Origin of the sequence: Paraburkholderia azotifigens (assembly GCF_007995085.1) — a bacterium.
In the GTDB taxonomy this organism is placed as follows: domain Bacteria; phylum Pseudomonadota; class Gammaproteobacteria; order Burkholderiales; family Burkholderiaceae; genus Paraburkholderia; species Paraburkholderia azotifigens.
In genome coordinates, this window is record NZ_VOQS01000001.1 from 13,479 (window position 1) to 39,756 (window position 26,278).

A 26,278-nucleotide genomic window follows, 5' to 3' on the forward strand; every position below is an offset into this window, starting at 1 on the left:
GGACACGGAATCTAGATGGACGACAACACTCCCGATCTGTTTACCGAGCCGGCCGCGCCCGAAGGCGATGTGCTGACGCTCGGCAACTACGCGGAACGCGCGTACCTCGACTACGCGGTGAGCGTGGTGAAGGGCCGCGCGCTGCCCGACGTCTGCGACGGCCAGAAGCCGGTGCAGCGCCGCATCCTGTACGCGATGAACGAGATGGGTCTCGGCGACAACGCGAAGCCGGTGAAGTCGGCGCGCGTGGTCGGCGACGTGCTGGGTAAATATCACCCGCACGGCGACCAGTCCGCGTACGACGCGCTCGTGCGTCTCGCGCAAGACTTCTCGATGCGCTATCCGCTGATCGACGGCCAGGGCAATTTCGGCTCGCGCGACGGCGACGGCGCAGCGGCGATGCGTTACACGGAAGCGCGCCTCACGCCGATCGCGAAACTGCTGCTCGACGAAATCGATCAGGGCACCGTCGATTTCATGCCGAACTACGACGGCTCGTTCGAAGAACCGAAGCTGTTGCCGGCGCGTTTGCCGTTCGTGCTGCTGAACGGCGCATCGGGCATCGCGGTCGGACTCGCGACGGAAATCCCGTCGCACAATCTGCGCGAAGTCGCGGCGGCCGCCGTCGCGATGATCCGCCATCCGAAGATCACGCACGCCGAATTGATGCAGCATGTTCCGGGTCCGGACTTCCCGGGCGGCGGCCAGATCATTTCGAGCGAAGCAGAAATCTCGCAGGCCTATGAGACGGGCCGCGGCAGTCTCAAGGTGCGTGCGCGCTGGAAGATCGAAGACCTCGCGCGCGGCCAGTGGCAACTCGTCATCACCGAACTGCCGCCGAATACGTCCGGCCAGAAAGTGCTTGAAGAGATCGAGGAACAGACGAATCCGAAGATCAAGCTCGGCAAAAAGTCGCTGACGCCGGAACAGTTGCAGACGAAACAGACGCTTCTCGGTCTGCTCGACGCCGTGCGCGACGAGTCGGGTAAGGACGCGCCCGTGCGTCTCGTGTTCGAGCCGAAGTCGAGCCGTATCGATCAGACCGAGTTCGTCAACACGCTGCTCGCGCATACGAGTCTCGAATCGAACGCGACGCTGAACCTCGTGATGGTCGGCGCGGATGGGCGTCCTCGTCAGAAGGGCATCGGCGAGATGCTGCACGAGTGGATCGGTTTCCGCTTCGTGACGGTTACGCGCCGTTCGCAACACCGTCTGAACAAGGTCAACGACCGGATTCACATCCTTGAAGGCCGGATGATCGTCTTTTTGAATATCGACGAAGTCATCCGCATCATTCGCGAATCGGAAGAGCCGAAAGCCGCGCTAATCGAAGCGTTCAAGCTGTCCGACCGCCAGGCCGAGGACATTCTCGAAATCCGGCTGCGTCAGTTGGCGCGCCTGGAAGCGATCAAGATCGAGAAGGAACTGGCCGAACTGCGCGACGAGAAGGCCAGGCTCGAAGAACTGCTCGGCAGCGAGCCGGCGATGAAGCGCCTGCTCATCAAGGAAATCGAAGCCGACGCGAAGCAATTTGGCGACGACCGCCGCACGCTGATCCAGCAGGAAAAGCGCGCGACGTTCGAAGCGCGCGTGGTCGACGAGCCCGTCACCGTCGTCGTGTCTCAGAAGGGCTGGGTGCGTGCGCTGAAGGGCCACGGGCTCGATCCGGCGGGCTTCACGTTCAAGGCGGGCGACGGTCTGTACGCGGCGTTCCAGTGCCGCACGCCCGATATGCTGATCGCGTGGGGCAGCAAGGGACGCGTGTATTCCGTCGCGGTGGCGCAGCTGCCGGGCGGCCGTGGCGATGGTGTCCCTGTCACGTCGCTGATCGAGCTCGAATCGGGCACGCATCTGATGCACTACTACGCGGCGTCGGCGGATCAGGCGCTGTTGCTGGCGTCGTCGAACGGCTTCGGCTTCATCGCGAAGGTCGGCGACATGGTGAGCCGCGTGAAGGCCGGCAAGGCGTTCATGACGATCGACGAAGGCGCGACGCCGCTCGCGCCGATGCCGATGCTGCCCGACGCGACGCAAGTCGCGTGTCTGTCGGGCGGCGGGCGTCTGCTGGTGTTCGGCCTCGACGAGATGAAGACGCTCTCGGGCGGCGGCCGCGGCGTGATCCTGATGGCGCTCGATCCGAACGAAGCGCTCACGCAGGCGCTGGCAATCAGCAAAACGGGTGTCGTGCTGCAAGGCGTGTATCGCAACAAGCCGACGGAAGAAGAGCTGTCGGGCAAGGCGCTCGAACCGAACGTCGGCAAGCGGGCGCGCAAGGGCCGCGCGCCGGATACGAAGCTGAAAGAGGTGACGTCGCTGCGTCCGGTGCTGCCGGGCTAAAGAAGTCGAGCGAAATCGGGCGAAGTCAAGCGCCGTGAGCGGGGTCTCTCACGGCGCAACACGCCACGATAAAAGAAAACAGCGCAGGCAATGAACTGCGCATAATGTCGCTGGTCGAACGCGGTCATTGGCGCATGTCAATGCCGCGTTTTTCGACAGGACATCACGGCAGCGCGCTACATCGGGAACGGAAAACAACTATGAACAAGGCGATTGAAGTCGCGCTCTTTCTGCATCTGCTGGGTGTCGCCGTGTGGATCGGCGGCATGATATTCGCGCATTTCTGCCTGCGCCCCGCACTCGAAGACCTCTCGCCGCAATTGCGTCTGCCGCTGTGGGAATCGGTGTTCGGCCGCTTCTTCAACTGGGTGGGCGTGTCCGTGCTGGTCATTCTGCTGACGGGCGGTTTCCTGCTGATGCAATTCGGCGGGGGCCACGCAACCTGGCAGCTTCACGCGATGGCAGGCATTGGCATCGTGATGATGCTCATCTTCGGGCACATCCGCTTCGCGGTTTTTCCGCGTATCCGTCGCGCCGTACAGGCGCAGAAGTGGCCCGATGGCGCGCGAGCCGTAGCGACGGTGCGGCGTCTCGTCGTGGTCAATCTGGTACTGGGCCTCGTGACGATCGGCGTAGCGGTGATGTCGCGCGGATTCTGATCCACACTGTCACCGCGCTTCAAACGAAAAGCGCCGCAGATGCGGCGCTTTTTTATTGGCCTTCTGCCGACGATGCCGCGTCACCCCACGTGCCCGACATACAGCCACACGCCGCACGCAACAGCGACGGATCCATATACCGCATACACAGGCAGCTTCAGCTTCGCGAAGCACACGCCCGAAAACAGCGCCGTCACGAGATAAGCCGGTTCGAACGGCACGTTACGCAGGATCCGCAGCACGGCAACGGCGAGAAACGCCGTCGTCACCGCGCGCAGCACGCGCATGCCGTGCTCGAAACGCGGGTTCGTCTTCAGCTGATGCAGGTGGCGCTGCGCGAGCACGACGAGGCAGCCCGACGGCACGAAGAGCGCGATCGTCGCAATCACCGCGCCGCGCCACCCTTCGACCAGATAGCCGAAGAACGGCACCACGTTCAACAGCGGCCCCGGCGACAGCGGCGACAGGGAGAAGGCCAGCGTGAATTCGTTGTCGCTCACACCGACAACAGGCGTGACGAACAGCGTCTTCAACACGGGCAGCGCGGAGAAGCCGCCGCCGAACAACGTCAGCCCCGCGCCCGCAAGCCGCGGCCACAACAGCGCGAGTTCATAGCGATGCGGCAAAGGCACGGCGAAGATCAGCAGCAGCACGCACAGGCCGATCAGGAGCCGCCAGTCGCCGGTGCTGAGCGTGGTCGACAGACGCGCGCCGCGCGCGTCGCTGCGCACCCAGCCCGACATGAAGGCCGCACCGAGTATGCCGATATACGCGGCAGGCGTATGCGCGCCGATCAGCCCGATGCTGCCGAGTATGGCCGCTGTCCATTCGAGCCGGCCGCGCACGAGCGAGCGCGTCTGCTTGTACCAGGTGACGCCGATCAGCGTCCCAAGCACGACGCTGAAATGGTTGAGCAAGGTTTGCGAAGCAACTTCGCGGACGATCGGCGTGCGGTAGAAGATCGCGAACGCGGTCATCAGCATGAAGAAGGGGAGCACGCTCGCGAGGCCCGCGACCCATGCGCCCGCGCGTCCGCGCAGCACGTGACCGAGCTGCACGGCGACGTTGCAGCCCACGGGCCCTGGCACCATCCACGCGAGTGCGACGATGTCGGAGAAAGCGAGGCGCGTGAGGCGCTCCTCGCGCTCGACGTAGTGGTTCTCCAGTTGCGCCATTAGCGCGAGTCCGCCCCACGAGAGCGCGGACAATCCAAACACGACGCGAAACAGCGTCCAGAGCGGCTCGCGCTCATTGCATCGTGTTGCTTCGTCTCCTGCGGGCGCGTGAAGCGCCGTTATATGCCGGGCTGGCCGCATGCGAACACCTGTTGGGCTAGTTTCTTATGCGGCGCGCGCCGTCGATGGCCGCGACAGCGCGCGCTGAGGTCATGTGCGGTCGAGCGGAGTCGCCCGAATTGCGTTGCTACCGTTCGTCCTTCTGGCCGACGCATCACCTGCGTCGAATGAGGCGCAGGCGAGGCACTCAGGCCGACTCGTTGCTCGTGCTGGTGCTCGCGGCGTCGCTGGTGCTGTCGGTATCGCTGCCGTGTGCACGATGCGCGCCGTGCGTGCCGCAGACGCCAAAGCGTTCGAGCAGCGCCGGAATGCCCTCGGCGGGAACGGGTCGCGAAAACAGGAAGCCTTGCGCCTCGATATGGCCGAGCGCCGCGAGCCATGCGATCTGTTCTTCCGTCTCCGTGCCTTCGACCACGACCGTCAGCCCGAGCGAGCGCGCGAGGTTGACGATGGCCGTCACCATCACGCAGACGCTGCGGTCGCCGGGAATGGCCTGCACGAACGAGCGGTCGACTTTCAGCGTGTCGACCGAGAAGCGGTTCAGATACGACAGCGACGAGTAACCCGTGCCGAAGTCGTCGAGCGCGATACGCACGCCGAGTCGCTTCAACGCGAAGATCTTTTCGGAGACGAGATCCGGGTACTCCATCATCGCCGTCTCGGTGATTTCGAGTTCGAGGCGGCGCGCAGCGATACCCGTTTCCTCGATCGCGTGCGAGATCGTTTCGTACAGATCGCCGCGCCAGAACTGTACCGCCGAAATATTCACGGCAAGTGACAGCGTGTCGTAACCCTGCTGCTGCCACTGCGCGAGCTGCCGGCACGCGGTGCGGATCACGAAATCGCCGATGGGCACGATCAGGCCCGTCGATTCCGCAACGGGAATGAACTCGTTCGCGGGAATCAGGCCGTGCTGCGGATGGTTCCAGCGCACAAGCGCCTCGAAGCCGGTGATGCAGCGGCGAGCCAGGTCGATCTTCGGCTGATAGGCGAGGAAGAGCTGCTGGTCGGCGAGCGCGACGCGCAACTGCTGCTCCCACTTCATCAGATGGTCCGCGCGATGGGACAGATGCGGCGCGTAGAACTGATAGCAGTTCTTGCCCGCGTCCTTCGCGCTGTACATCGCGAGGTCGGCTTTCTTCAGCAGGTCGATTTCGCTTTCGTTCGCGACCGAGTAGAGCGCGATACCGATGCTCGCATGCAGTACGAACGAACTGCCGCGCACTTCGAACGGTTTCGCGAAGACTTCGATGGTCGCTTCCGCGAGCGTGACCGAACGCTTCTCGACATCGTCGCCCTTGATGACGACGACGAACTCGTCGCCGCCGATGCGCGACAGTGCGCCCGAGTCGGCGACGGCATCGGCGAGACGCGCGGCCGTCATTTGCAGCACGATGTCGCCGGCGTTGTGGCCGAGCGTGTCGTTGACCGTCTTGAAGTTGTCGAGGTCGATGAAGAGAATGGCGAGACGTCCGACGTTGGCCGGCTGCGCCACCTCGTGCCGCAGGCTCTGCAGGGTCGAGTAACGGTTGCGCAGTCCCGTGAGCAGATCGAATTCGACGAGATGCGTCATCTCGCGCTCACGTCCGAGCAGCTTGCCGATCAAACCCGTTGCGACGGCAAAGAAGCCGAGCATCGCGAGCGAGATGAAGCTCGCCATCAGCAGATAGACGTTGCGCGTGTGGTTGTAGTCCGCGAATTCTTCGGCCTGCGACAGGCCGACGAGCACGCCGAGCGGATAGCCGTCGATATGCCGGTACGACACGATGCGCGTCACGTTGTCGATCGAATCGACATAGGTGCCCGATACGTGTTCGGACGTGGGATAGACGCCCGTCGCCGTGAACACGCCTTGCGCACGCTCCGAGTTGCCCGTGCGCCGCGCGAGCACGGAGCCGCTATCCGAGATCACGGCGATCACGCCGTCGCGGCCGATCGCCGCGTTGTTGTAGAAGTCGCTGGTGAAGTAGCTCGGGTCTTCCGATACGACCACGACGCCCGCGAACGAGCCGTCCGGATGATTCAGGCGGCGCGTCATCTGCAAGGTCCAGTGGCCCGACACGCGGCCGAGCACGGGCTTGCTGATGAAGAGCTGGTCGTCGTTCTCGTGCTCGTGGACCCTGAAGTGCTCGCGATCGGACAGGTCGATCGGTTTCGGATTCGTCTCCGCCGTGTTGGCGATGAGCTTGCCGTGCTCGTCGATCAGCGACACCTGCACAAGCGTTTCGCTTTGCACGACGCCTTTTTCGACCGTGCTTGCGAGATCGAAACGGCCCGGCGTTTTCTCGAATTCGAATTTGACGAAGCGCGTGATCTGGTCGACCTGGTGAATCGCCTTCACCGTATGCTGCTCGAGTGCAGCCGACAGAATCGCGGCCGAAGCCATGGCCTCGCGATACGTGGTTTCCTTCTCAACCGACAGCCGCGCGAAGATCACCGTCCATAGCAGCACGAGCACCAGCACGCCGAGCGCGGGAATCGCGAGCAGCGCGCGTCGGCGGGTTCCGGCGGGATCGAGGCGATGCCTGATGTCGCGCGCGGAAGAGAGGCGGAACTGATTCATCGGCTGGACCGTGACCCTGTGCCTTGCGGCTATGCTTGTGTTGCGGTGTATGCGTTTCTGTTGACTGCGCAAATGTTAAAGCAACCGGCTGCTTCGACGGATTGATACGCCGCAGCTGCCGGGTGGAAGCAGGGGCGTGGTGGCGTGCCAGACCACCCGTTGGTCATCGGTAATGATTTGATATTACTGAATGGGCAATAATTAAGGAAGGGCTCGGGCATCGGGTATACGCTCGCCCGGGCGGGCACGCGACCGATGCTGAAGCGGACACCGCCTGCTGCCCGGACAGGCGCGCCAGCCGTGCGTTTGAAAGGAGCCGTCGAAAACCCGCAGGCGCGCAGCGTCGCCGCAATGGAAGTTCGACAGCCATCATGACAACGCGGGCATTCATGCAGTCTGCATGAATGGCCGCGTTTGTGTTGAATTGGACGTGCGCATCGGATGGATTTTTAGAACATCCAGGTGACGCGCAAATGTCAATTCAGTCCCTTGTCATTTCACTGAAAGTGGTTTGCCCGTTCACGGCAGACGGAACGTGCCGTCGACGATCGTCACAGTAGCGCCGCCGATCCATATCTTGCCGGCCGTGTCGTCATAGCGCACGTAGACGTCGCCGGCGCGGCCGAGTGCCGTGCCCTGGCGTACCGTGTATTGCATGCCGGGCCGCGTGTTCTGCGCGGTCAACAGTCCCGCGAGCGCGGCGTTCGCGCTGCCCGTCACAGGGTCTTCCCCGAAGCCGAGGCCGCCGCCCATCATCAGGCAACGCAGTTCGAAAGTGGCTGGTCCGTTTGCCTCGTGCGGGCCGTAGGCCGCCAGACCTCGCGCGCCCACGGTCAGCGCGACGCGCCCGAGCGCGGCCGCATCGGGATCGAGCGCGAGGCAGGCCGCTGCCGAATTCATACGGACGACGAGCCATTGCGGACCGTTGTCGACACCACATGGCTGGGCCGTGTAATCGATTGCATCGCTGCGCAGTGCCTGCGCGAGTGCGGCGTACTCGCTGCCGGCGAGCGGCGTGACGCGCGCCGGCGGCGCGGCGAATGCCCACACGCCATCGCGGCTCTCGTCCTGTGCCAGTTCGATGAGGCCCGCCGCACATTGCTGCACCATGCGGCCGGGCTGTTTCGGCTGGTTGCCCGCTTCGCGCCAGGCGTGCGCGGTGCCTAGCGTCGGATGGCCGGCAAAGGGCAACTCGCCACGCGTCGTGAAGATGCGCACGCGATAGTCGGCCGACGGGTCGGTCGGTTTTAACAGGAAGCTCGTCTCCGACAGATTGGTCCAGTGTGCGATGGCCTGCATCTGTTCGGTGTCGAGTCCGTCCGCATCGAACACGACCGCGAGAGGATTGCCTTTGAACGGCATCGACGTAAACACGTCGACCTGTTTGAAGCGAACGGTGTGAGCTTGCATCGTCTGTTTCCTGTGCGATGGCCGACCTTGGGGTTGGTGCGCGGTGCCGTGCGGCATGAACCGCACGCAAGAAAACGCCGCCGATGACGCTTTCACATCATCGGCGGCGTGTTGGCATCAGTGTTCGATCTCAGCAAGAAGTGTTCGTGACGAACACTTTGCATCGATCGCTGACGCTTACTGAACTTCAGCGATCAGTTCGATCTCGACGCATGCGCCGAGCGGAATCTGCGCGACGCCGAATGCCGAGCGCGCATGCTTGCCGCGTTCGCCGAACACGTCGGCGATCAGTTCCGATGCGCCGTTCGTCACGATGTGCTGCTCGGTGAAATCGAGCGTCGAGTTCACGAGGCTCATCAGCTTGACGACGCGCGTCACGCGGTTCAGGTCGCCGACATGCGCGTGCAATGTGGCGAGCAGATCGATCGCGATCGAGCGCGCGGCGGCCTTGCCTTCTTCCGTGCCCAGATTGTCGCCGAGCTTGCCTGCCCACACCTTGCCGTCCTTCTTCGCGATGTGGCCGGACAGGTAGACCGTGTTGCCGCTTTGCGCGCTCATCACGTAAGCGGCAGCGGGTGCGCCTGCGACGGGCAGTTCGATGCCCAGTTCCTTCAGCTTGTCATATACGTTAGCCATGACGTGTCCTCGTCGATGAATGGAAAGAGTCGTTCAGCGTGCGCGCAACCGACGTCGTATGAGCGCCGGCGGCGCGCAGCATGAGCGATACGGTGTGCGCATCCTACGGCATGTCTCAAACGCGCGCGCGGATGAGTTCCGCGAGGCGCGCGACGCCTTCGTCGATCTTCGCGGGCGGCACGGTCACGAACGACAGACGCAGCGTGTTGTGCTGCGCTTCGTTCGCGAAGAACGGGCCGCCCGGCACGAACGCGACATTCTGCGCAACGGCTTCTTCGAGCAGCTTCATCGAGTCGATGTGCTTCGGCAGCGACACCCAGATGAACATGCCGCCTTCGGGGCGATTCCACGTGACGCCTTCGGGCATGTAGCGTTCGAGCGAGCCGAGCATCGCTTCGCACTGATCGCGATACAGCGCGCGGATTTTTGGCACGTGCGTGTCGAGGAAGCCGTCTTTCACGACTTCGTGCACGATGCGCTGCGTGAAGCTCGGCGTGTGAAGATCCGTTGCCTGCTTGGCCTGCACGAGCTTGAAGTGCAGTTCTTCGGGCGCAATGATGTAGCCGACGCGCAGGCCCGGCGCGAGCACCTTCGAAAACGAGCCAAGATGCACGATGTGATCGGGCGCGATCGACAGCATGGTCGGCAGCGGCTCGCCCTTGTAGTCGAGCGCGCCATACGGATCGTCTTCGATGACGGGGAAGGGCGCCGACTTCGAGAATTCGGCGAGCGCGCGGCGGCGCTCGATGGGCAGACGGCGGCCCGTCGGATTCTGGAAGTTCGGCTGTGCGTACAGGAGACGCGCGCCCTTCGTCAGTTCGGGCGTGAGGCCTTCGGGGATCAGGCCGTTATCATCGGTCGGCACCTGCACGTAGTGCGGCTCGTACATCGAGAACGACTGGAGCGCGCCGAGATACGTGGGCGTTTCGACGAGCACCGGGCTTTCCGGGCAGACCAGCACCTTGCCGAGCAGATCGAGCGCCTGTTGCGAGCCCGTGGTGATCAGCACCTGCGATGCACGGATTTGCGCGCCGTTCACCGAATAACGCTGTGCAACCCATTCGCGCAGGGGCAGATAGCCTTCCGTCGCGCTGTACTGGAGCGCGGCGGCGGGCGCATCGCGCAGGATGCGGTCGCTGGCGGCGCGCATTTCCTCGGCCGGGAAAGTGGCCGGCGACGGCAGACCGCCCGCGAACGAAATGACCTCGGGCCGCTCGGTGACCTTCAGGATTTCGCGGATCGCCGAGCTGGTCAGCTTGCGAGCGCGTTCGGACAGTTGCCAGGTCGGGGCATTGAGGTCGCTTTGATTCATGGTCTCCTCGTCGGTGTAGCAGGAACAGGTGGTCGGTCAAAAGAGGGATTATCGCGCGAACCGGTCAGGCCGCGCGAACGGGCCGAACGGCCGTGTGCACGGTGGCCTTGCGGCCCAGCATCACGGTGGCGATCACGGCGGCCGCGAAAATCCACGTGATGGGCGTGACGTTTTCGCCGAAGAACAGTGCGGAGAACGCCATCGTGAAGAAAATCTGCAGCAGTTGCACCTGACCGACGCGGGCGGTGCCGCCCATCGCCAGGCCCGCGTACCACGCGAAAAAGCCGACGAACTGCGAGAACAGCGTGACGTAGCCGAACGCGAGCCAGGTCTTGATCGCGACGGGGCCGGGATGGCTGACGTGCTGCTCCCAGCCGAGCCACGCGACGGGCGCGAGCAGGAACGGCGCCGACACGACGAGCGCCCAGCAGATCACCTGCCAGCCGCCGATCTGCCGCGCGAGCCGCGCGCCTTCCGCATAGCCGAGCGCGCCGATGCCGACGGCGACGAGCATCAGCAGGTCGCCCGCCTGGAAGGCGCCGCCGCCCGCCTGCAGCGCGAACGCGACGACGATCGCGCTGCCCGCGATGGCGCTCGCCCAGAAGGCTTTCGACGGCCGTTCGTGCGACAGCCACGCGGCGTAGACGGCGACGCACAGCGGCTGGAGGCCGTTGACGACGGCACCGTGCGACGCGGGCACGCTTTTCATCGCCCACGCGGAAAACACCGGAAACGCGACGATCACGCCGAGCGACACGACGGCGAGGCTCTTGATCTGAGGCCAGGTGGGCAGCTTTTCGCGGCGCACGGCTAGCAGCACGGCAGCGGGAACGGAAGCGGCAAGCGCGCGGCCCAGGCCGTTCAGCAGCGGGCTGAATTCGGCGACGACGATGCGGGTCATTGGCAGCGTCAGGCTGAAGATCATCACGCCGATCAGTCCGAGCAGCATGCCTTGGGTTTCGCGCTTCATTGCTTCCGTGTCTCCGTGAGTGATGTCAGGTTATTTGAGCGTGCGCAGCCCGCTCGGGGTTTCGATGTCGGCGGCAAGGACGGGCGCACCGTCCGTGCTGTCCAGCGCAATGAGGTGCGCCGCGCCGAGCCATTGCATCTGCTGCGCGACGGTCTCCGCCTGTGGATGCCAACCCTTCAGCGCCTTCAGCGCGAGGCCCGTTTCCGGCAGCACATCCGATGGATGGCGCGGCGTGTCCCATTGAATCAGCGAGGGCGCGACGCCGTCGCCCGCGCCTTGCCACGACGGAAACGCGCCGTCTTCGGCGACCGTCAGGCTCCAGGTGAAATCGCCGCGCGTCATCGGCACCACGGCCGAAATGCGCTCAGGATATTGCCGTTGCCACAACGCCAGATTTTTCGGCCGTTCGACGCGCGCAACCCAATGCGACAGATACGGCCCGTTTTCAAGGCGCGCGTGCGTCGCGGGATCGTCGAGCGCGAAGAGTCGGGCGCGGGCGTTCGCGGGCTCGTCGGCGTCGGGATCGATCGCGATCACTTCCAGATACGCGCCGCCCCACAGGTTCAGCAGCCGGTTGTGCGTGCGCATCGATGGATGCGCACCGCCGCCCGACGGCGCGACGCCGAGCGTATCGGCGACGTATTGCGTGCCTTCGTCGAGCGTGCGGGCGGAAACAACGAGGTGATCGATTCGTAGCGTGTGTGCTGTCATGGCGGCAAGTGGGCGGTCGTTCTGCTGGCGGACGCCTGCGGCTGGCGACCATGTCTGTCGCGCGCCGGGCGGCCCGGGTCAATCCGTAAGAATAACCGTTCGGCTTGCGGCCCGGCCATGCGCAGTGGGGCAAGACGGGTATCAGCGGGTTTTGCGCCGCGGCGGGTGGAGCGGGGCAAAAGGGGGTTAAACGGCGGGTCCAAAACAGCAGGACGTCACGGCGGAACGTCGATTCGAATGTACCGACAGTGACCGGCACAGTAACGGTACAATCGCTGCGATACTGTTCGGTACAGTTGTCCGTCAGTCTGATGGACTTCTGCCGGCGCAACGGGTACAGCCGGTTTTCCCGCTGCGCGCCAGGCCTCGATGTTGCCCTTGCAGCACCCGCTGGAGTTCGCCATGTCCGTCCCGCTCGACCTGATTCCCGCCCCTCACGACGCCTCGGCGCTGACGCTCGTCGATCAGCTCGTGCAGTGGGCGCGCCGCCGCATCGAGGAGCGCGTGTTCCGCCCGGGCATGCGCATGCCGTCGATCCGCAAGCTTGCGCTCGATAAGGGCGTGTCGCGCTTCACGGTCGTCGAGGCGTACGAGCGGCTGGTGGCGCAGGGCTATCTCGATTCGCGGCGCGGTTCGGGCTTTTACGTGCGCGAGCGGCTGGCGGGCGGCCCGCTGCCCGTCGAGAGGCGTCTTTCGTCCAATGAGTCGGCGGATGCCGCGCCCGCGCCGAGCACGATCGACGTCGTCTGGCTGCTGCGCAACATGCTGCACACGTCGACGCGTCCCGAACGCGGGCCCGGCCTTGGCTATCTGCCGTCGCGCTGGCTCGACGGCGAGCTGATCACGGGCGCGCTGCGCACGCTCGGCCGGCAAAGCGGCGCGCAGATGCTCGGCTTCGGCACGCCGCAAGGCTTTCTGCCGCTGCGCCAGCAATTGCAGACGCGGCTCGAGGAACTGGAGATCGGCGCGTCGCCGGAACAGATCGTGCTCGTGTCGGGCATCACGCAGGCCATCGACCTGATCGCGCGGCTCTACGTGCAGCCGGGCGACTCGGTGATCGTCGGCGATCCCGCGTGGTTCCAGATGTTCGGGCGCTTCGCGTCGCAGGGCGCGCGGCTCGTCGGTATGCCGTACACGCCGGACGGCCCCGATCTCGACGCGCTGGAAACGCTCGTGCAGACGTGGCGCCCCAAAATGCTGGTGATCAACTCGGTGCTGCAGAACCCGACGGGCACGTCGCTGACGGCGGCGCAGGCGTTCCGTATCCTGCGGCTCGCGGAGGAATACGACTTCATCGTCGTCGAAGACGATATCTACGGCGACCTGTGTCCGCCGGGCTTTCCCGCGACGCGGCTCGCGAGCCTCGATCAGCTCAAGCGCGTGATCTATCTCGGCAGCTTCTCGAAGACTCTGGCGGCGAACCTGCGGGTCGGTTTCATGGCGTCGTCGCCGGACGTCGCGAAGGCCGTCACGGACCAGAAAATGCTGGTCGGCATGACGACACCCGAACTGAACGAGCGCGTGCTCTACAAGATCCTGACGGAAGGGCACTATCGCCGGCACGTGGAGCGGCTGCGCGCGCGGCTCGACACGGTGCGCGACAAATCCGTGCGGATGCTTGAAAAGACGGGGCTGCGGATGTTCCAGACGCCCGCGGCGGGCATGTTCGTGTGGGCGGACACGGGCGTCGATGCCGATGCGCTCGCGGCTGCCGGCCACGAGGAAGGGTTTCTACTGACGCCGGGCAGTCTGTTCTCGCCGCAGCAGTCGCCGACCACGTGGATGCGCTTCAACGTCGCGAATTGCGGCGATCCGGCGCTGCCTGCGTTCCTGTGCCGCTATCTGGACGGCGTCGCACGGCGGGCGTCATAGGCTTGTCCCGTGCCCCTTGAATTCGCGGCGCGCGCCCCCATCTGAGCGGGCAACGTCTGTAGCGCGCGCCGCTCACGCAGATGCCTTCAGCTTCGAATCCCCGAATCAACCTGCAATAGAAGAGGAAAATTGACCATGGCACAAGAAACCATGAGCTTTCAGGCAGAAGTGAAACAGCTTCTGCACCTGATGATCCATTCGCTGTACAGCAACAAGGAAATCTTCCTGCGCGAACTGATTTCGAACGCATCGGACGCGGCCGACAAGCTCCGCTTCGAAGCAATCGAAAACAGCGCGCTGTATGAGAACGATCCGAACCTGCGCATCCGCGTGTCGTTCGACAAGAACGCCCGCACCATCAGCATCGACGACAACGGTATCGGCATGAGCCGCGACGAGGCCGTCGCGAATCTCGGCACGATCGCGCGCTCGGGCACGAAGGAATTTTTCGGCAAGCTCTCGGGCGACCAGCAGAAGGACGCGGCGCTGATCGGCCAGTTCGGCGTCGGCTTCTACTCGGGCTTCATCGTCGCGGACAGGATCACGGTCGAAACGCGCCGCGCCGGTCTGCCTGCAGCGGAAGGCGTGCGCTGGGTCAGCGCGGGCGAAGGCGACTTCTCGGTCGAGACGATCGAGCGCGCGCAACGCGGCACGACGATCACGCTGCATCTGCGCGCCGACGAAGACGACCTGCTGTCCACGTACAAGCTCAAGTCGATCATCCAGAAGTATTCGGATCACGTCGCGCTACCCATCCTGATGCAGAAGGAAGAGTGGGACGCCGAAAAGAGCGAGATGGTCGCGAAGGACGAAGACGAGACTGTCAACCAGGCGAGCGCGTTGTGGACGCGCGCGAAGAGCGACATCACGGAAGATCAATACAAGCAGTTCTATCAGCATCTGTCGCACGATCATCAGGATCCGCTGACGTGGACGCATAACCGCGTCGAAGGCCGCAGCGAGTACACGCAGCTGCTGTATGTGCCGTCGCACGCGCCGTTCGACATGTGGAACCGCGATCATCGCGGCGGCCTGAAGCTGTATGTGAAGCGCGTCTTCATCATGGACGACGCCGAGCAATTGCTGCCCGCGTATCTGCGTTTCGTGAAGGGCGTGGTCGATTCCGCCGATCTGCCGCTAAACGTGTCGCGCGAACTGCTGCAGGAAAGCCGCGACGTGAAGGCGATCCGCGAAGGCGTGACCAAGCGCGCGCTGTCGATGCTCGAAGAACTGGCGAACTCGGAAGAAGCGGCCGGGAAGGACAAGTACACGACGTTCTGGAAGGAGTTCGGCCAGGTGCTGAAGGAAGGCATCGGCGAAGACTTCTCGAACAAGGAGCGCATCGCGAAGCTCGCGCGTTTCGCGTCGACGCAGAACGACTCGTCGGAGCAGAACGTGTCGCTGACGGATTACGTCGCGCGCATGAAGCCCGAGCAGTCGAAGATCTACTACGTCACGGCCGATACGTATCAGGCCGCGAAGAACAGCCCGCACCTCGAAGTGTTCCGCAAGAAGGGCGTCGAGGTGCTGCTGCTGACGGATCGCGTCGACGAATGGATGCTGTCGTTCTTCACCGAGTTCGACGGCAAGCCGCTGCAAAGCGTCGCGCGCGGCGACCTCGATCTGGGTCAGCTGAACGACGAAGAAAAGCAGGCGCAGGAGAAGGTCGGCGAAGAGCTGAAGCCTTTGGTCGAGCGCATGAAAGAAGCGCTGAAGGACAAGGCGAAGGACGTGCGCCTGACGTTCCGTTTGACGGATTCGCCGTCGTGTCTCGTCGCCGACGAAGGCGATATGAGCGGCTACCTGCAGCGCATGCTGAAGGCGGCTGGCCAGAATGCGCCGACGTTCCATCCGATTCTCGAAGTGAATCCGGAACACGCGCTGGTCAAGAATCTCAGCACGGACAACGCCAATTTCGACGACTGGTGCCACCTGCTGTTCGATCAGGCGCTGCTCGCGGAAGGCGGATCGCTCGAAGATCCGGCGAGCTTCGTGAAACGGACCAATGCGCTGTTGCTGGCGCGTTGATTCGAACTTTATCCGTTGTTGTTGAAAAAATGCGCTGCTTCGGCAGCGCATTTTTTTTGCGCACGTCCGTGCGGCGGCTCGTGCGCGAGCTAAACGGACTCAGCGCACCTGCGAAGCCCGCTCATGCTGCCGCACCTGCGCGAGCACCGAACCTGCCAGTTCCTTCGCTTCGGCGCATGCGTGATGCTCGCCGAGCACCTGCGCGGCGAGCTTGCCGATCGCCGCGCTCGTATGTTTGCTCGTGTGATGCTGCGCGAGCGCCGAGCCCGCTAGTTCCTTTTCGGTTCTGGACGCGCCCTCGCGGCGTAGCACGATCGCGGCGAGGTGCGCGATGCGGTCCGAGGTGGATTTGTCGTAAGCGTTCAATGGATGCTCCCTGGCGAATGAATGAAGTATCGAGCGTCGTGCGCTCGCCATTCATCTTCGCGCCCGGCATGTGTCGCCGGAGGCGTACATGGCTGAATCACACGGCCGATGATTCCGCAAGCGTCCGCGACACGTCCGCCTGAAAGGCCTGCGTTTTCCTCGCCCCCTATAATGCGGACCATGTCTATCCGTTTCGATGCTGCCGACGCGCACTGGCGCGTCGCGCCCCTTCCGGGTTTCTCGCCCGATCAGAAAGACTGGCTCACGCGCGGCGGTTCGCTGACGGCGCATTTGCGCACGCTCGGCGCGGTCGCCGTGCGCGTGACGCGCGAGGCCGTCGACTTGCCGTTCGACGACGAATGCGCGGCGCTCGGCCGTGCACCGCGCACGCCCGTGTGGGTGCGGGAAGTGGTGTTGTCGGTGGGCGGCACGCCTTATGTGGCCGCGCACAGCATCGTGCCGCTCGCGGCAAGCACGGGCGTTTGGCAAGCGATGCGTCGTTTGCGCACGCGGCCGCTCGCCGAACTGCTGTATAGCGATAGCAGCGTATCGCGTTCTTCGCTGGTGAGCCGTCGTGTGACGGCGCGGCATCCGTTGTATCGGCTGGCTTTGCGTGAGACGGATGATGCGCGAGCCCATGCATTGTTCGCGCGCCGCTCGGTATTCGAACGCTACGGCGAACCCTTGATGGTGACGGAGGTCATGCTGCCCGCGTTGTGGGCGCATCTCGCGACACGCGGTGAAGCGCGTGCGCATGCTCAGCAACCCGTGCCGCGCGATCATGGCCAGCCGCTCGATCACACGGCATCGCGTGCCGACGTCAACGCGCGGCGCGATGCAAAGGGCGCAGGCAAACACGGGGACGTACGCTGATGCTGCGCGGCTTTCCACCCGTCGTCGCCGAGAGCACGCATACGCTGATACTCGGCAGCTTTCCCGGCGAAGCATCATTGCAAGCGACGCAGTACTACGCGCATCCTCGCAACCAGTTCTGGCGTTTGCTCGCTGCCGTGATCGACGAGCCGCTACCCGAACTCGATTACCCGACGCGGCTCGAGCGCGTGCTGAAGCATGGCGTCGGTGTGTGGGACGTGCTGGCCGCGTGCACGCGCGAGGGCAGTCTCGATGCGGCGATCCGCAATGCGTCGCCGAATGACTTCGCGTCATTCCGTGAGTACGCGCCCGCGTTGAAGAAGGTGTGCTTCAACGGCAAGACGGCGGGGCGTTTTGCGCCCGTCATCGCAGCAGCCGGCTACGAGACTTTGGTCCTGCCGTCCTCCAGTCCCGCCAATGCTATGCTCTCGTTCGACCAAAAATTGCGCCTGTGGCGCGACATCCTTACATGACGAAACTGATCAAGCGCGCTTCGGCCGAGGCGCGTGCATTCCGCAACAAAGAATCCGCAGGTGCGAAGCAGACCATCTCGCGCGCGAAAACGCGCGCGTCGCGTGACGACGAAGACTTCGGCGACATCGCCAAAGCGCCCGTGATCGAAGCGCCGCGCAAGCCGCGTTTTGCGCCCGTCACGTTCTCGGAAGAGGGCGGCGTGCGCTATCTGCACTTCGGCACGGAATGGGTGCAAGGGGCGATGCGTCTGTCGAAGCCCGATCACATCGAACTCGAATACGCACAGCAGATGATGGCGTGGCTGCTGTTTCTCGAAACGCCCAGGCGCATCGTGCAGCTCGGCCTCGGCACGGGCTCGCTGACGAAGTTCGCGCATCGCTACCTGAAGCGCGCGCAGGTCGAAGCCGTCGAACTGAATCCCGCTGTCGTGATCGCCGCGCGCACGATGTTCGGCCTGCCCGCCGACGACGCGCGCCTCACCGTGCGCGAAACCGATGCGTGGGAATTCGTCAACGACCGCGCGAATCACGGCACGGTCGGCGCGTTGCAGATCGATCTGTACGACGCGACGGCGCGCGGTCCGGTGCTCGACAGCGTCGCGTTCTATCGCGCGGCGCGGGCATGCCTGACGCAAGCAGGCATCGTCACCGTCAACCTGTTCGGCGATCATCCGAGCTTCGTGCGCAATATGAAGCGCCTGAACGAAGCATTCGACGGACGCGTCGTCGCGCTGCCCGAAGTGCATGACGGCAACCGCATCGCGATCGCGTTCTCGGGACCGGCTATCGACGTGCCCTTCAGCCAGCTGCAGGAACGCGCGAAGCTGATCGAGACGCAACTCAGGCTGCCCGCACGCAAGTGGATCAAGGGACTGCAGGAATCGACGGGCCAGAACGGCACGTTTGCGATCTGACGCGTATCGCATCTCTCCACGGTTCAAACGATTCCGTCGAGCCCCGCGCTGGTGCAACGCCGGCGCGGCTCGCAACCGCCAATCAGCCGGTATTGCGCCGCGCCTCACAACGAAGCGGCAGAAATTTCTGCTTTCGTGCCCGATCTCACACTCTGCGACGTTTCGCCTATTGACAACACCGTCGCGTCTAGGGTCAGCCCTGCTTGACCGGTCGTTCGCCACTCCGATACTCTTTCGATGCTTTCGGGGCGCCCGCGCTGCTATCCGTAGCCGGGTCCATCTTCCCGCCAGACGCGGGAGACAATTCAATAAAAGGAAAGAGGAGACGTCATGGCTCACGACGCCGCCGCCAACAAGGCCAGCAAGCACTGGCTATGGCTGTTGCTGTTACCCTGGATCGCGATGATCTGGGTGCCGTCCTACAACAAGGTCGAACCCCAACTGTTCGATTTCCCGTTCTTCTACTGGTATCAGCTCCTGTGGGTGCTGATCAGCGCGGTGATCACGGCGCTCGTGTACTTCAAGACGAAGACGCGTTCGAGCGGAGGCGCCCGATGAATGCCATCGCAACCTTTGTCTTCGTTCTGTTCTTCATCGGCGTCACGATTCTCGGCTTCATCGCCGCGCACTGGCGTCGCGGCGATCTCGCGCATCTGGAAGAGTGGGGCCTCGGCGGCCGGCGCTTCGGCACGGTCGTCACATGGTTCCTGCTGGGCGGCGACCTGTACACCGCGTACACCTTCGTCGCGGTTCCCGCGCTCGTGTTCGGCGCGGGCGCAACAGGCTTCTTCGCGCTGCCTTACACGATCCTGATCTATCCGTTCGCGTTCGTCGTATTCCCGAAGCTGTGGAGCATCGCGAAGCGTCAGGGCTACGTGACGTCCGCCGACTTCGTCAGCGCACGCTACGGCAGCCGCATGCTCGCGCTTGCCATCGCCGTGACGGGCATCCTCGCGACGATGCCGTACATCGCGTTGCAGCTGGTCGGCATCGAAGTGGTGATCGGCGCGCTCGGCTTCGACACGAAGGGCTTCGTCGGCGACCTGCCGCTGATCATCGCGTTCGCGATTCTCGCCGCGTACACCTACACCTCGGGCTTGCGTGCGCCGGCCATGATCGCCGTCGTCAAGGACGTGCTGATCTACATCACGATCGCCGCCGCGATCATCGTGATTCCGCCGCAACTGGGCGGCTTCGGCCACATCTTCAGCGTGGTGCCGCCCGCCAAGCTGCTGCTCAAGGCACCCGACGTGGCGAGCCTGAACGGCTATAGCGCGTACGCGACACTGGCGGTGGGATCGGCGCTTGCGCTGTTCCTGTATCCGCACTCGGTGACGGCGATTCTGTCGTCGTCGTCGGGCAACACCATCCGCCGCAACATGGCGATGCTGCCCGCGTACTCGCTGGTGCTCGGTCTGCTCGCGCTGCTCGGCTTCATGGCGCTCGCAGCGGGCGTGAAGGACATGCCGGAGTTCGCGCCGTACTTCAAGGCCTTTGGTCCGAACTTCGCGGTGCCCGCGCTGTTCCTGCACTTCTTCCCGTCGTGGTTCGTCGGCGTCGCGTTCGCGGCGATCGGCATCGGCGCGCTGGTGCCGGCCGCGATCATGTCGATCGCAGCCGCCAACCTGTACACGCGCAACATCCACAAGGAGTTCGTGAACCGCAACATGACGCACGAGCAGGAGACGAACATCGCCAAGCTCGTGTCGCTGATCGTCAAGGTCGGCGCCGTCGCGTTCATTCTCGGCCTGCCGCTGACGTATGCGATCCAGCTGCAGCTGCTCGGCGGCATCTGGATCATCCAGACGCTGCCCGCGATCGTGCTCGGCCTGTACACGCGCGTGCTCGACTATCGCGGCCTGCTGCTCGGCTGGGCGGTGGGCATCGCCGTCGGCACGTGGATGGCGATCTCGCTGAAGCTGGCGAGCTCGATCTACACGATCCACATCGGCGGTCTGGCCATTCCGGGCTATGCCGCTGTCTGGTCGCTGATCGTCAACCTCGTGGTGTCGATCGTGGCGAGCCTGCTGGTGCGCGCATTCGGCATGAAGCACGCCGAAGACCGCACGCGTCCGGAAGATTATCTGGATGTGCATGAAGCCTGATCCCGGCGTCTGACCGGTCTCTGACTGACGAAGCCCGCAGCCGATGCTGCGGGCTTTTTCGTTTATGCTCGTGTGGTGGCTGTCTCTGCATGCTCGCTCGCGCCTTCGCGCCGAACCCACGTGAGATAACCGATGGCTCTCAGCGATCCGCAACCCAATTCGCCACCCGACTTGCCGCCCGGCTTGCCGCCCGATCCGGAACCCAAGCCACGCAAGCCGCCGGCGCATCCGCCGCCGGGAACGCGAGATGCCGTCGCCGGGCGTCTCGCGCCGCGCCGCACGCGCTTCGGCCGCCTCGCGCGCGCCGTCACATCGCCGTATTACCGCTATCGCCACGCGAAGTTCTTTCACAGCCTGCGCGTCGGCCTCGCGATGCTCGTGTCGATTCTCGCGACGACGGGCATCGACATTCCACACGGCATCTGGTCGTCGGTGACGCTGCTGGTGGTGATCGGCGGCTTGCAGCATCACGGCAACATCCGCAAGAAAGCGGCCGAGCGCGCGGCCGGCACGCTGCTCGGCGCCGCGCTCGGCCTGGCGTTGATCCTGCAGCAGAACCTGTTCGATTCGCTGACGCTCACCTACGTGCTGATGTCGGTGCTCGCCGCGATCTGCGCGTGGTTTGCGATCGGCAGCGCGGGCTATGTCGCGCTGTTGACGGCCATCACGATGTGCATCGTCGCGGGGCACGGCGACAACATGATCGACACGGGCCTGTGGCGTACGCTGAACGTGCTGGTCGGCATTGTGATCGCGCTGGCGTTCTCGTTCGCACTGCCGCTGCACGCGACGTATTCATGGCGCTATCTGCTCGCCGACAACCTGCGCGAATGCGCGCGCATCTATACGCGGATGATGACGGGCGTGCCGATCGGCGCCGACGAGCAGGTCGCCGTGTTCATCCGCATGGGCAAGCGGCTCGTGCAGTTGCGCTCGCTGATGCCTTCCGTCGCGAAGGAAATCGATTTGCCCATCGCGAAACTCGACCAGATCCAGGGCTTGCATCGTTCGATGCTGAGCGCGCTCGAAATGCTGTCGACGGGTACGCTCGCACATGCCGAATTGCGCGACGCGTTCGCGCAGCAGTGCGGCGAAGAGGCGAATGCGGTGCGCATGACGCTGCTCGGCGCCGCGCGTGCATTGCGCTTTGCGGGCACGACGCATTTCCGCATGCCGGATGCGGCAGCGTCGTTCGAGCCTATGACGCCCGAAAACAAGACGTCCCCTGATTTGCAGGGGCCGTTGTGGCTTGCGCAGCGATTCGCGGAGCAGGTGGAACGCATGCGTTCACTGCTGGCGGCCACGGAAGCCAACTGGAACATCGAAGGCGGCGCGCGCGAAGCGGCTGCGCGCTAGCCGCGAACCGGCTGCGTCAGCCCGGATGCTTGTCGCCTTCATGCGGATTGGTGACCATCCACATCACGCCGAACTTGTCGACGACCATGCCGAAGCCTGTGCTCCAGAACGTGGCCTGCCACGGCATCACGATGTTGCCGCCTGCCGCGAGCGCGTTGAAGGTTTTTTCGCCTTGCGAGCGGTCGTCGACGGTGATCGACAGGCCGTAGCCCGTGTGCGTGCCTGGCGTTTCGTCGCAATTGCCGTCCGACGCCATGAGTTCCGTCGATCCGATCCGGATCGTCGTATGCATGATCTTGTCTTCGGTGCCGGGACGGATGGGTTGCTGCGGATTCGGCGGCGCGTCCTTGAAACGCATCTGAAAGATCACTTCTGCGCCGAGTGTCTCGCCGTAGAACTTCAGCGCTTCCTCGCAACGGCCATTGAAAAACAGATAGGGTTGAACTTGCATCGATGTCTCCTTCGATAGGCGCGCCGTTCGATGCGAACCCGAACGCCCGCGTGCCAACGATTGTAGTCGTCGCTGCAGCGTCGATTGTGAATCTGTGTTGACGGGGGCAGGGAAGCGCTCGCCAAACAAAAAGCGCGCGCAGCCTTGCGGGCCACGCGCGCTTTATGCAGCGCTTTGTGCAGCGAAAGATGCGAAGCGGCTTAGCGCAGCCCTTCGATCACCTTTTCAAGCTTGATCGCGTCCGCAGCGAACACGCGGATACCTTCGGAGAGCTTTTCGGTCGCCATCGCGTCGTCGTTGACGAGGAAGCGGAACGACGCTTCGTCCGTCGGCACGCGCTCGATATCGGCATTCCTGCTTGCTTCCGGCGACAGCTTGCGCTCGATCTTGTCCGTGCTGTCGTGCAGCTTTTGCAGCAGGTCGGGGCTGATCGTCAGCAGATCGCAGCCGGCCAGTTCGAGAATCTGGCTCGTCGTGCGGAAGCTCGCACCCATCACTTCCGTCGGATAGCCGAACTTCTTGTAGTACGCGTAGATGCGGCGCACCGACTGCACGCCCGGATCGTTTGCGCCGCCGTCGCGCGCTTCGTCCCAGTTGCTGCCCGCGCTCTTCTTGTACCAGTCGTAGATGCGGCCGACGAACGGCGAGATCAGCTGCGCGCCCGCTTCGGCGGCGGCGGCGGCTTGCGCCAGCGAGAACAGCAGCGTCATGTTGCACCTGATGCCGTCCTTCTGCAGCACTTCGGCGGCGCGGATGCCTTCCCACGTCGACGCGAGCTTGATCAGCACGCGCTCGCGGCCGATGCCTTGTGCTTCATACATCTTGATGAGTTCGTGACCCTTGTCGATCGACGCCTTGGTGTCGAACGAGAGGCGTGCGTCGACTTCCGTCGACACGCGGCCCGGGACGATCTTCAGGATTTCGGTGCCGAAGGCGATCAGCAGATTGTCGATGATCGCGCCGACGGGCTTCGAGGCGTGATCGCGCACGGTCTTTTCGAGCAGCGGCTTGTAGTCGTCCTTCTGCACGGCCTTCAGAACCAGCGACGGATTCGTCGTCGCGTCCTGCGGCTTGTACTGCGCGAGTTGCTGGAAGTCGCCGGTGTCAGCGACGACCGTGGTGAATTGCTTGAGTTGATCGAGTGCAGTAGTCATGTCGAGCCTTCGCTTCGAGGCGCACGCGCGCCGAGGTCCAGGGAATGATGACGCGGCGCTGGCGGCCGGTTGCGCGCGTCATCTGCGGTGTCCACGTTGGAGCCGGAAATCTTACCGTGGAACGCCGCCCGATACTTCTATTCTATGGCGGATCGGGTGATGCTGGTTTGACAGGGCCGCTGCAGGCAGCGCCGTTTTGCGCACTGGCGCTTCAGGCGCGGCCGGTCAGGCTGATTGGACACGGTCGTCCCGTTTTGCGTTCGCAGTGATATCACGCCCGCCGTGCATTCAGCACGGCATGCGTGACCAGACCCGCGACGAGTCCCCAGAACGCCGAGCCGATCGACAGCAGCGTGAGACCCGACGCCGTCACCATGAACGTGACGAGCGCGGCTTCGCGCTGCCGTGCGTCCTGCATTGCGTTGGTGAGGCCGCTCATGATCGAGCCGAACAGCGCGAGCGCCGCGACGGAGACCACCAGCGCCTTCGGCAGCGAGCCGAACAGTGCAGCGATCGTCGCGCCGAAAATGCCCGCGACCAGATAGAACACGCCGCACCAGACGGCGGCCATGTAGCGCTTCGCGTGGTCTTCATGCGCTTCGCGGCCCGTGCAAATGGCGGCCGTGATGGCGGCGAGATTGACGCCGTGCGAGCCGAATGGCGCGAGCAGCAGCGACGCTGCGCCTGTCGTCGCGATCAGCGGCGCGGAGGGCGTCTGGTAGCCGTCCGCGCGCAGCACGGCGATGCCGGGCACATTCTGCGACGCCATCGCCACCACGAACAGCGGAATGCCGATGCTGATCACCGCCGACAGCGAAAAGGCAGGCACCGTCAGCACGGGCGCGGCGAACGCCACGTGGAAGCGGCTGAAATCGAGCAGGCCGAGTGCATCCGCAACAGCCGTGCCGACCACGAGGGTCGCGACGATCGCGTAACGCGGTGCAAAACGCTTGATGACGAGGTACGTGAAAAACATCGCCAGCACGAGCGCCGTCTGGAATTGCGCAGCGCGGAAAATCTCGATGCCGATTTCGAACAGGATGCCCGCCAGCAGCGCCGCAGCGATGCCCGCGGGGATCCGCTTCATCAGCGTGTCGAACCAGCCGGTCAGGCCGACCAGCGTCAGCAGCAGTGCACACACGACGAACGCGCCGACCGCCTCCGGATACGCGACATGCGGCAGCGACGACACGAGCAGGGCCGCGCCTGGCGTGGACCAGGCGACCACGATGGGCGCGCGAAAGCGCAGCGACAGGCCGATCGTGCAAAGCGCCATGCCCATCGACAGCGCCCAGATCCATGATGAAATCTGTGCATCGGTGAGATGGGCGGCGCGGCCCGCCTGGAACATCAGCACGAGCGAGCTGGTGTAGCCCGTCATCATCGCGACGAAGCCGGCGACGACGGCGGACAGCGAGGTGTCGGCGAACGGCCGCAGCGGCGCGCGCGCGGCGCTCGAAAAATCGGGGGAAGAAGAGGTCATGCTGCGTGTCTCTGTGTTTCTGTGTTGCGGGACAGGTGTGCCGGCTGCGCGGGCAACGCAGCGCCGGGCCGCTGCGCGGGGAGCGCCGCGGCTCGATGCACTGGGCGGAAAACCGGAGAGTTTACTTGCTTAGCATGCGCATCGCCGTTTCGAGGCCGGCGAGCGTGAGCGGATACATCCGGTGCCCCAGCACCTCACGTATAACCGACACTGACTGCCGATATTCCCACAGGCCTTCCGGCTCGGGGTTCAGCCACACGTGATGCGGGAAATGATCGGCGATACGGCGCAGCCACACGGCGCCCGCCTCGGCGTTGTTGTATTCGACCGAGCCGCCCGGCTGCAGCACTTCGTACGGGCTCATCGTTGCGTCGCCGACGAAGATCAGCTTGTAGTCGGGCGTGAACTTGTGAAGCATGTCCCACGTCGCGAGGCGCTCGACGTGGCGGCGGCGGTTGTTCTTCCACAGGAAGTCGTAGACGCAGTTGTGGAAGTAGTAGAACTCGAGGTGCTTGAATTCCGCCTTCGCCGCCGAGAACAGCTCTTCCGTGCGCCTGATGTGATCGTCCATCGATCCGCCGACGTCGAGCAGCATCAGCACCTTCACGTTGTTGTGCCGCTCCGGGACCATCTTGATGTCGAGCCAGCCGGCGTTCGCGGCCGTGCTGCGGATCGTGTCGGGCAGATCGAGTTCTTCGGCGGCGCCTTCGCGCGCGAAGCGGCGCAGACGGCGCAGCGCGACCTTGATGTTGCGCGTGCCGATCTCGACCTGATCGTCGTAATCGCGATACGCGCGCTGATCCCACACCTTGACGGCCGTGCGGCCGCCCGTCGATTCGCCGCCGATGCGGATGCCTTCCGGGTTGTAGCCGCCATTGCCGAACGGCGACGTGCCGCCCGTACCGATCCACTTGCTGCCGCCTTCGTGGCGGCCTTTCTGTTCGTCGAAGAGTTCTTTCAGGCGCTCCATCAGCTTGTCGAGGCCGCCCATCTTTTCGATCTGTGCCTTTTCTTCCGCGCTCAGGTCGCGCTGCAGCTTTTTCTTGAGCCAGTCGAGCGGCACGTCGAGCGCGAAGTCCGCCTTCTGCGCGACGCCGTTGAAATACGCGCCGAACGCCTGATCGAATTTGTCGAAATACTGCTCGTCCTTCACGAGCGTCATGCGCGCGAGGTAGTAGAAGTCGTCCAGCGACGGCTGGATCACGCTTTCCTTCAGCGCTTCGAGCAGCGTCAGATATTCCTTCACGGAGACGGGCAGCTTCGCGGCGCGCAGCGTGTAGAAAAAGTCGATCAGCATGCCGTTGTCTCCG

General features: G+C 64.1%; 22 protein-coding genes. 10 read left to right on the plus strand and 12 right to left on the minus strand.

Annotated elements, in window-relative coordinates:
* Positions 1 to 15: 15 nt before the first annotated feature.
* Positions 16 to 2,337 carry a DNA topoisomerase IV subunit A gene (parC, locus tag FRZ40_RS00075; protein WP_028365616.1) on the plus strand — a complete coding sequence of 774 codons (2,322 nt, stop codon included), beginning with the start codon at positions 16 to 18 and terminating at the stop codon, positions 2,335 to 2,337.
* Between the two features lie 200 nt (positions 2,338 to 2,537).
* Positions 2,538 to 2,996: a CopD family protein gene (locus FRZ40_RS00080; RefSeq protein ID WP_028365615.1), complete on the plus strand. Its 459-nt coding sequence runs from the start codon at positions 2,538 to 2,540 to the stop codon at positions 2,994 to 2,996.
* Positions 2,997 to 3,076: 80 nt separating this feature from the next.
* Here the strand turns inward: FRZ40_RS00080 and FRZ40_RS00085 are convergent, their stop codons facing one another.
* From FRZ40_RS00085 to FRZ40_RS00115, 7 genes are all read right to left on the minus strand, one after another.
* The gene (locus tag FRZ40_RS00085) at positions 3,077 to 4,312 is read right to left on the minus strand and encodes a chromate transporter (RefSeq protein WP_051446297.1); all 1,236 of its coding nucleotides are present in this window, start codon (positions 4,310 to 4,312) and stop codon (positions 3,077 to 3,079) included.
* A gap of 166 nt (positions 4,313 to 4,478) precedes the next feature.
* On the minus strand, positions 4,479 to 6,854 hold the full coding sequence (locus FRZ40_RS00090) for a bifunctional diguanylate cyclase/phosphodiesterase (protein WP_028365613.1): 2,376 nt from the start codon (positions 6,852 to 6,854) through the stop codon (positions 4,479 to 4,481).
* A gap of 519 nt (positions 6,855 to 7,373) precedes the next feature.
* Positions 7,374 to 8,264, minus strand: a complete 891-nt coding sequence (locus FRZ40_RS00095; RefSeq protein WP_147232924.1) for a PhzF family phenazine biosynthesis protein — start codon at positions 8,262 to 8,264, stop codon at positions 7,374 to 7,376.
* Positions 8,265 to 8,441: 177 nt separating this feature from the next.
* The gene (locus FRZ40_RS00100; RefSeq protein ID WP_028365611.1) at positions 8,442 to 8,900 is read right to left on the minus strand and encodes a RidA family protein; all 459 of its coding nucleotides are present in this window, start codon (positions 8,898 to 8,900) and stop codon (positions 8,442 to 8,444) included.
* A gap of 115 nt (positions 8,901 to 9,015) precedes the next feature.
* Complete coding sequence (locus tag FRZ40_RS00105) at positions 9,016 to 10,212, minus strand: aminotransferase-like domain-containing protein (protein WP_028365610.1); 1,197 nt, start codon at positions 10,210 to 10,212, stop codon at positions 9,016 to 9,018.
* Between the two features lie 64 nt (positions 10,213 to 10,276).
* Entirely contained in the window at positions 10,277 to 11,182 is a 906-nt protein-coding gene (locus FRZ40_RS00110) for a DMT family transporter (protein ID WP_028365609.1), read from the minus strand.
* 30 nt (positions 11,183 to 11,212) lie between these two features.
* Complete coding sequence (locus FRZ40_RS00115; protein WP_147232925.1) at positions 11,213 to 11,893, minus strand: VOC family protein; 681 nt, start codon at positions 11,891 to 11,893, stop codon at positions 11,213 to 11,215.
* A 402-nt stretch (positions 11,894 to 12,295) separates the two neighbouring features.
* On the opposite strand from FRZ40_RS00115, the gene FRZ40_RS00120 reads away from it, so the two are divergent.
* Entirely contained in the window at positions 12,296 to 13,765 is a 1,470-nt protein-coding gene (locus FRZ40_RS00120; protein ID WP_028365607.1) for an aminotransferase-like domain-containing protein, read from the plus strand.
* 135 nt (positions 13,766 to 13,900) lie between these two features.
* Positions 13,901 to 15,793 (plus strand): molecular chaperone HtpG, encoded by a 1,893-nt coding sequence (gene htpG / locus FRZ40_RS00125; protein ID WP_028365606.1) that lies wholly within the window; start codon positions 13,901 to 13,903, stop codon positions 15,791 to 15,793.
* A 99-nt stretch (positions 15,794 to 15,892) separates the two neighbouring features.
* Here the strand turns inward: htpG and FRZ40_RS00130 are convergent, their stop codons facing one another.
* A complete protein-coding gene (locus FRZ40_RS00130; RefSeq protein WP_147232926.1) occupies positions 15,893 to 16,159 on the minus strand; it encodes a hypothetical protein in 267 nt (88 codons plus the stop codon).
* 180 nt (positions 16,160 to 16,339) lie between these two features.
* Here FRZ40_RS00130 and FRZ40_RS00135 point away from each other — a divergent pair, with 180 nt between their 5' ends.
* The 6 genes from FRZ40_RS00135 to FRZ40_RS00160 all read left to right on the plus strand — a co-directional run bounded on the left by FRZ40_RS00135 (position 16,340) and on the right by FRZ40_RS00160 (position 21,880).
* Positions 16,340 to 17,032: a chorismate--pyruvate lyase family protein gene (locus FRZ40_RS00135; protein WP_147232927.1), complete on the plus strand. Its 693-nt coding sequence runs from the start codon at positions 16,340 to 16,342 to the stop codon at positions 17,030 to 17,032.
* The gene (locus tag FRZ40_RS00140; protein WP_028365603.1) at positions 17,032 to 17,505 is read left to right on the plus strand and encodes a DNA-deoxyinosine glycosylase; all 474 of its coding nucleotides are present in this window, start codon (positions 17,032 to 17,034) and stop codon (positions 17,503 to 17,505) included. The genes FRZ40_RS00135 and FRZ40_RS00140 overlap by 1 nt, the downstream gene beginning before the upstream one ends.
* Positions 17,502 to 18,419: a class I SAM-dependent methyltransferase gene (locus FRZ40_RS00145; RefSeq protein ID WP_147232928.1), complete on the plus strand. Its 918-nt coding sequence runs from the start codon at positions 17,502 to 17,504 to the stop codon at positions 18,417 to 18,419. The genes FRZ40_RS00140 and FRZ40_RS00145 overlap by 4 nt, the downstream gene beginning before the upstream one ends.
* A gap of 330 nt (positions 18,420 to 18,749) precedes the next feature.
* A complete protein-coding gene (locus FRZ40_RS00150) occupies positions 18,750 to 18,977 on the plus strand; it encodes a DUF3311 domain-containing protein (RefSeq protein WP_028365601.1) in 228 nt (75 codons plus the stop codon).
* On the plus strand, positions 18,974 to 20,524 hold the full coding sequence (mctP, locus tag FRZ40_RS00155) for a monocarboxylate uptake permease MctP (protein WP_028365600.1): 1,551 nt from the start codon (positions 18,974 to 18,976) through the stop codon (positions 20,522 to 20,524). Before FRZ40_RS00150 ends, mctP begins: the two co-directional genes overlap by 4 nt.
* 132 nt (positions 20,525 to 20,656) lie before the next feature.
* Complete coding sequence (locus FRZ40_RS00160) at positions 20,657 to 21,880, plus strand: FUSC family protein (protein ID WP_147232929.1); 1,224 nt, start codon at positions 20,657 to 20,659, stop codon at positions 21,878 to 21,880.
* Positions 21,881 to 21,896: 16 nt separating this feature from the next.
* On the opposite strand, the gene FRZ40_RS00165 is transcribed toward FRZ40_RS00160, so the two are convergent.
* From FRZ40_RS00165 to FRZ40_RS00180, 4 genes are all read right to left on the minus strand, one after another.
* On the minus strand, positions 21,897 to 22,331 hold the full coding sequence (locus tag FRZ40_RS00165) for a VOC family protein (RefSeq protein WP_147232930.1): 435 nt from the start codon (positions 22,329 to 22,331) through the stop codon (positions 21,897 to 21,899).
* A 200-nt stretch (positions 22,332 to 22,531) separates the two neighbouring features.
* Entirely contained in the window at positions 22,532 to 23,485 is a 954-nt protein-coding gene (gene tal, locus FRZ40_RS00170; RefSeq protein ID WP_147232931.1) for a transaldolase, read from the minus strand.
* Between the two features lie 271 nt (positions 23,486 to 23,756).
* Positions 23,757 to 24,968: a benzoate/H(+) symporter BenE family transporter gene (locus FRZ40_RS00175; RefSeq protein WP_028365596.1), complete on the minus strand. Its 1,212-nt coding sequence runs from the start codon at positions 24,966 to 24,968 to the stop codon at positions 23,757 to 23,759.
* Between the two features lie 121 nt (positions 24,969 to 25,089).
* Positions 25,090 to 26,265, minus strand: coding sequence for a vWA domain-containing protein (locus tag FRZ40_RS00180; RefSeq protein WP_028365595.1), 1,176 nt, complete (start codon positions 26,263 to 26,265; stop codon positions 25,090 to 25,092).
* Between the last annotated feature and the right edge of the window lie 13 nt (positions 26,266 to 26,278).

Excerpts from the sequence above, each read along its gene's own strand:
- FRZ40_RS00180 (WP_028365595.1), bottom strand. The coding sequence starts at position 26,265 with ATGCTGATCGACTTTTTCTACACGCTGCGCGCCGCGAAGCTGCCCGTC.
- FRZ40_RS00085 (WP_051446297.1), bottom strand. The coding sequence starts at position 4,312 with ATGCGGCCAGCCCGGCATATAACGGCGCTTCACGCGCCCGCAGGAGAC.
- FRZ40_RS00140 (WP_028365603.1), top strand. The coding sequence starts at position 17,032 with ATGCTGCGCGGCTTTCCACCCGTCGTCGCCGAGAGCACGCATACGCTG.
- htpG (WP_028365606.1), top strand. The coding sequence starts at position 13,901 with ATGGCACAAGAAACCATGAGCTTTCAGGCAGAAGTGAAACAGCTTCTG.
- FRZ40_RS00090 (WP_028365613.1), bottom strand. The coding sequence starts at position 6,854 with ATGAATCAGTTCCGCCTCTCTTCCGCGCGCGACATCAGGCATCGCCTC.
- FRZ40_RS00135 (WP_147232927.1), top strand. The coding sequence starts at position 16,340 with ATGTCTATCCGTTTCGATGCTGCCGACGCGCACTGGCGCGTCGCGCCC.
- FRZ40_RS00120 (WP_028365607.1), top strand. The coding sequence starts at position 12,296 with ATGTCCGTCCCGCTCGACCTGATTCCCGCCCCTCACGACGCCTCGGCG.
- FRZ40_RS00175 (WP_028365596.1), bottom strand. The coding sequence starts at position 24,968 with ATGACCTCTTCTTCCCCCGATTTTTCGAGCGCCGCGCGCGCGCCGCTG.
- FRZ40_RS00110 (WP_028365609.1), bottom strand. The coding sequence starts at position 11,182 with ATGAAGCGCGAAACCCAAGGCATGCTGCTCGGACTGATCGGCGTGATG.
- FRZ40_RS00100 (WP_028365611.1), bottom strand. The coding sequence starts at position 8,900 with ATGGCTAACGTATATGACAAGCTGAAGGAACTGGGCATCGAACTGCCC.
- FRZ40_RS00115 (WP_147232925.1), bottom strand. The coding sequence starts at position 11,893 with ATGACAGCACACACGCTACGAATCGATCACCTCGTTGTTTCCGCCCGC.
- FRZ40_RS00095 (WP_147232924.1), bottom strand. The coding sequence starts at position 8,264 with ATGCAAGCTCACACCGTTCGCTTCAAACAGGTCGACGTGTTTACGTCG.
- FRZ40_RS00145 (WP_147232928.1), top strand. The coding sequence starts at position 17,502 with ATGACGAAACTGATCAAGCGCGCTTCGGCCGAGGCGCGTGCATTCCGC.
- FRZ40_RS00165 (WP_147232930.1), bottom strand. The coding sequence starts at position 22,331 with ATGCAAGTTCAACCCTATCTGTTTTTCAATGGCCGTTGCGAGGAAGCG.
- FRZ40_RS00105 (WP_028365610.1), bottom strand. The coding sequence starts at position 10,212 with ATGAATCAAAGCGACCTCAATGCCCCGACCTGGCAACTGTCCGAACGC.
- FRZ40_RS00080 (WP_028365615.1), top strand. The coding sequence starts at position 2,538 with ATGAACAAGGCGATTGAAGTCGCGCTCTTTCTGCATCTGCTGGGTGTC.
- parC (WP_028365616.1), top strand. The coding sequence starts at position 16 with ATGGACGACAACACTCCCGATCTGTTTACCGAGCCGGCCGCGCCCGAA.
- FRZ40_RS00150 (WP_028365601.1), top strand. The coding sequence starts at position 18,750 with ATGGCTCACGACGCCGCCGCCAACAAGGCCAGCAAGCACTGGCTATGG.
- mctP (WP_028365600.1), top strand. The coding sequence starts at position 18,974 with ATGAATGCCATCGCAACCTTTGTCTTCGTTCTGTTCTTCATCGGCGTC.
- FRZ40_RS00160 (WP_147232929.1), top strand. The coding sequence starts at position 20,657 with ATGGCTCTCAGCGATCCGCAACCCAATTCGCCACCCGACTTGCCGCCC.
- tal (WP_147232931.1), bottom strand. The coding sequence starts at position 23,485 with ATGACTACTGCACTCGATCAACTCAAGCAATTCACCACGGTCGTCGCT.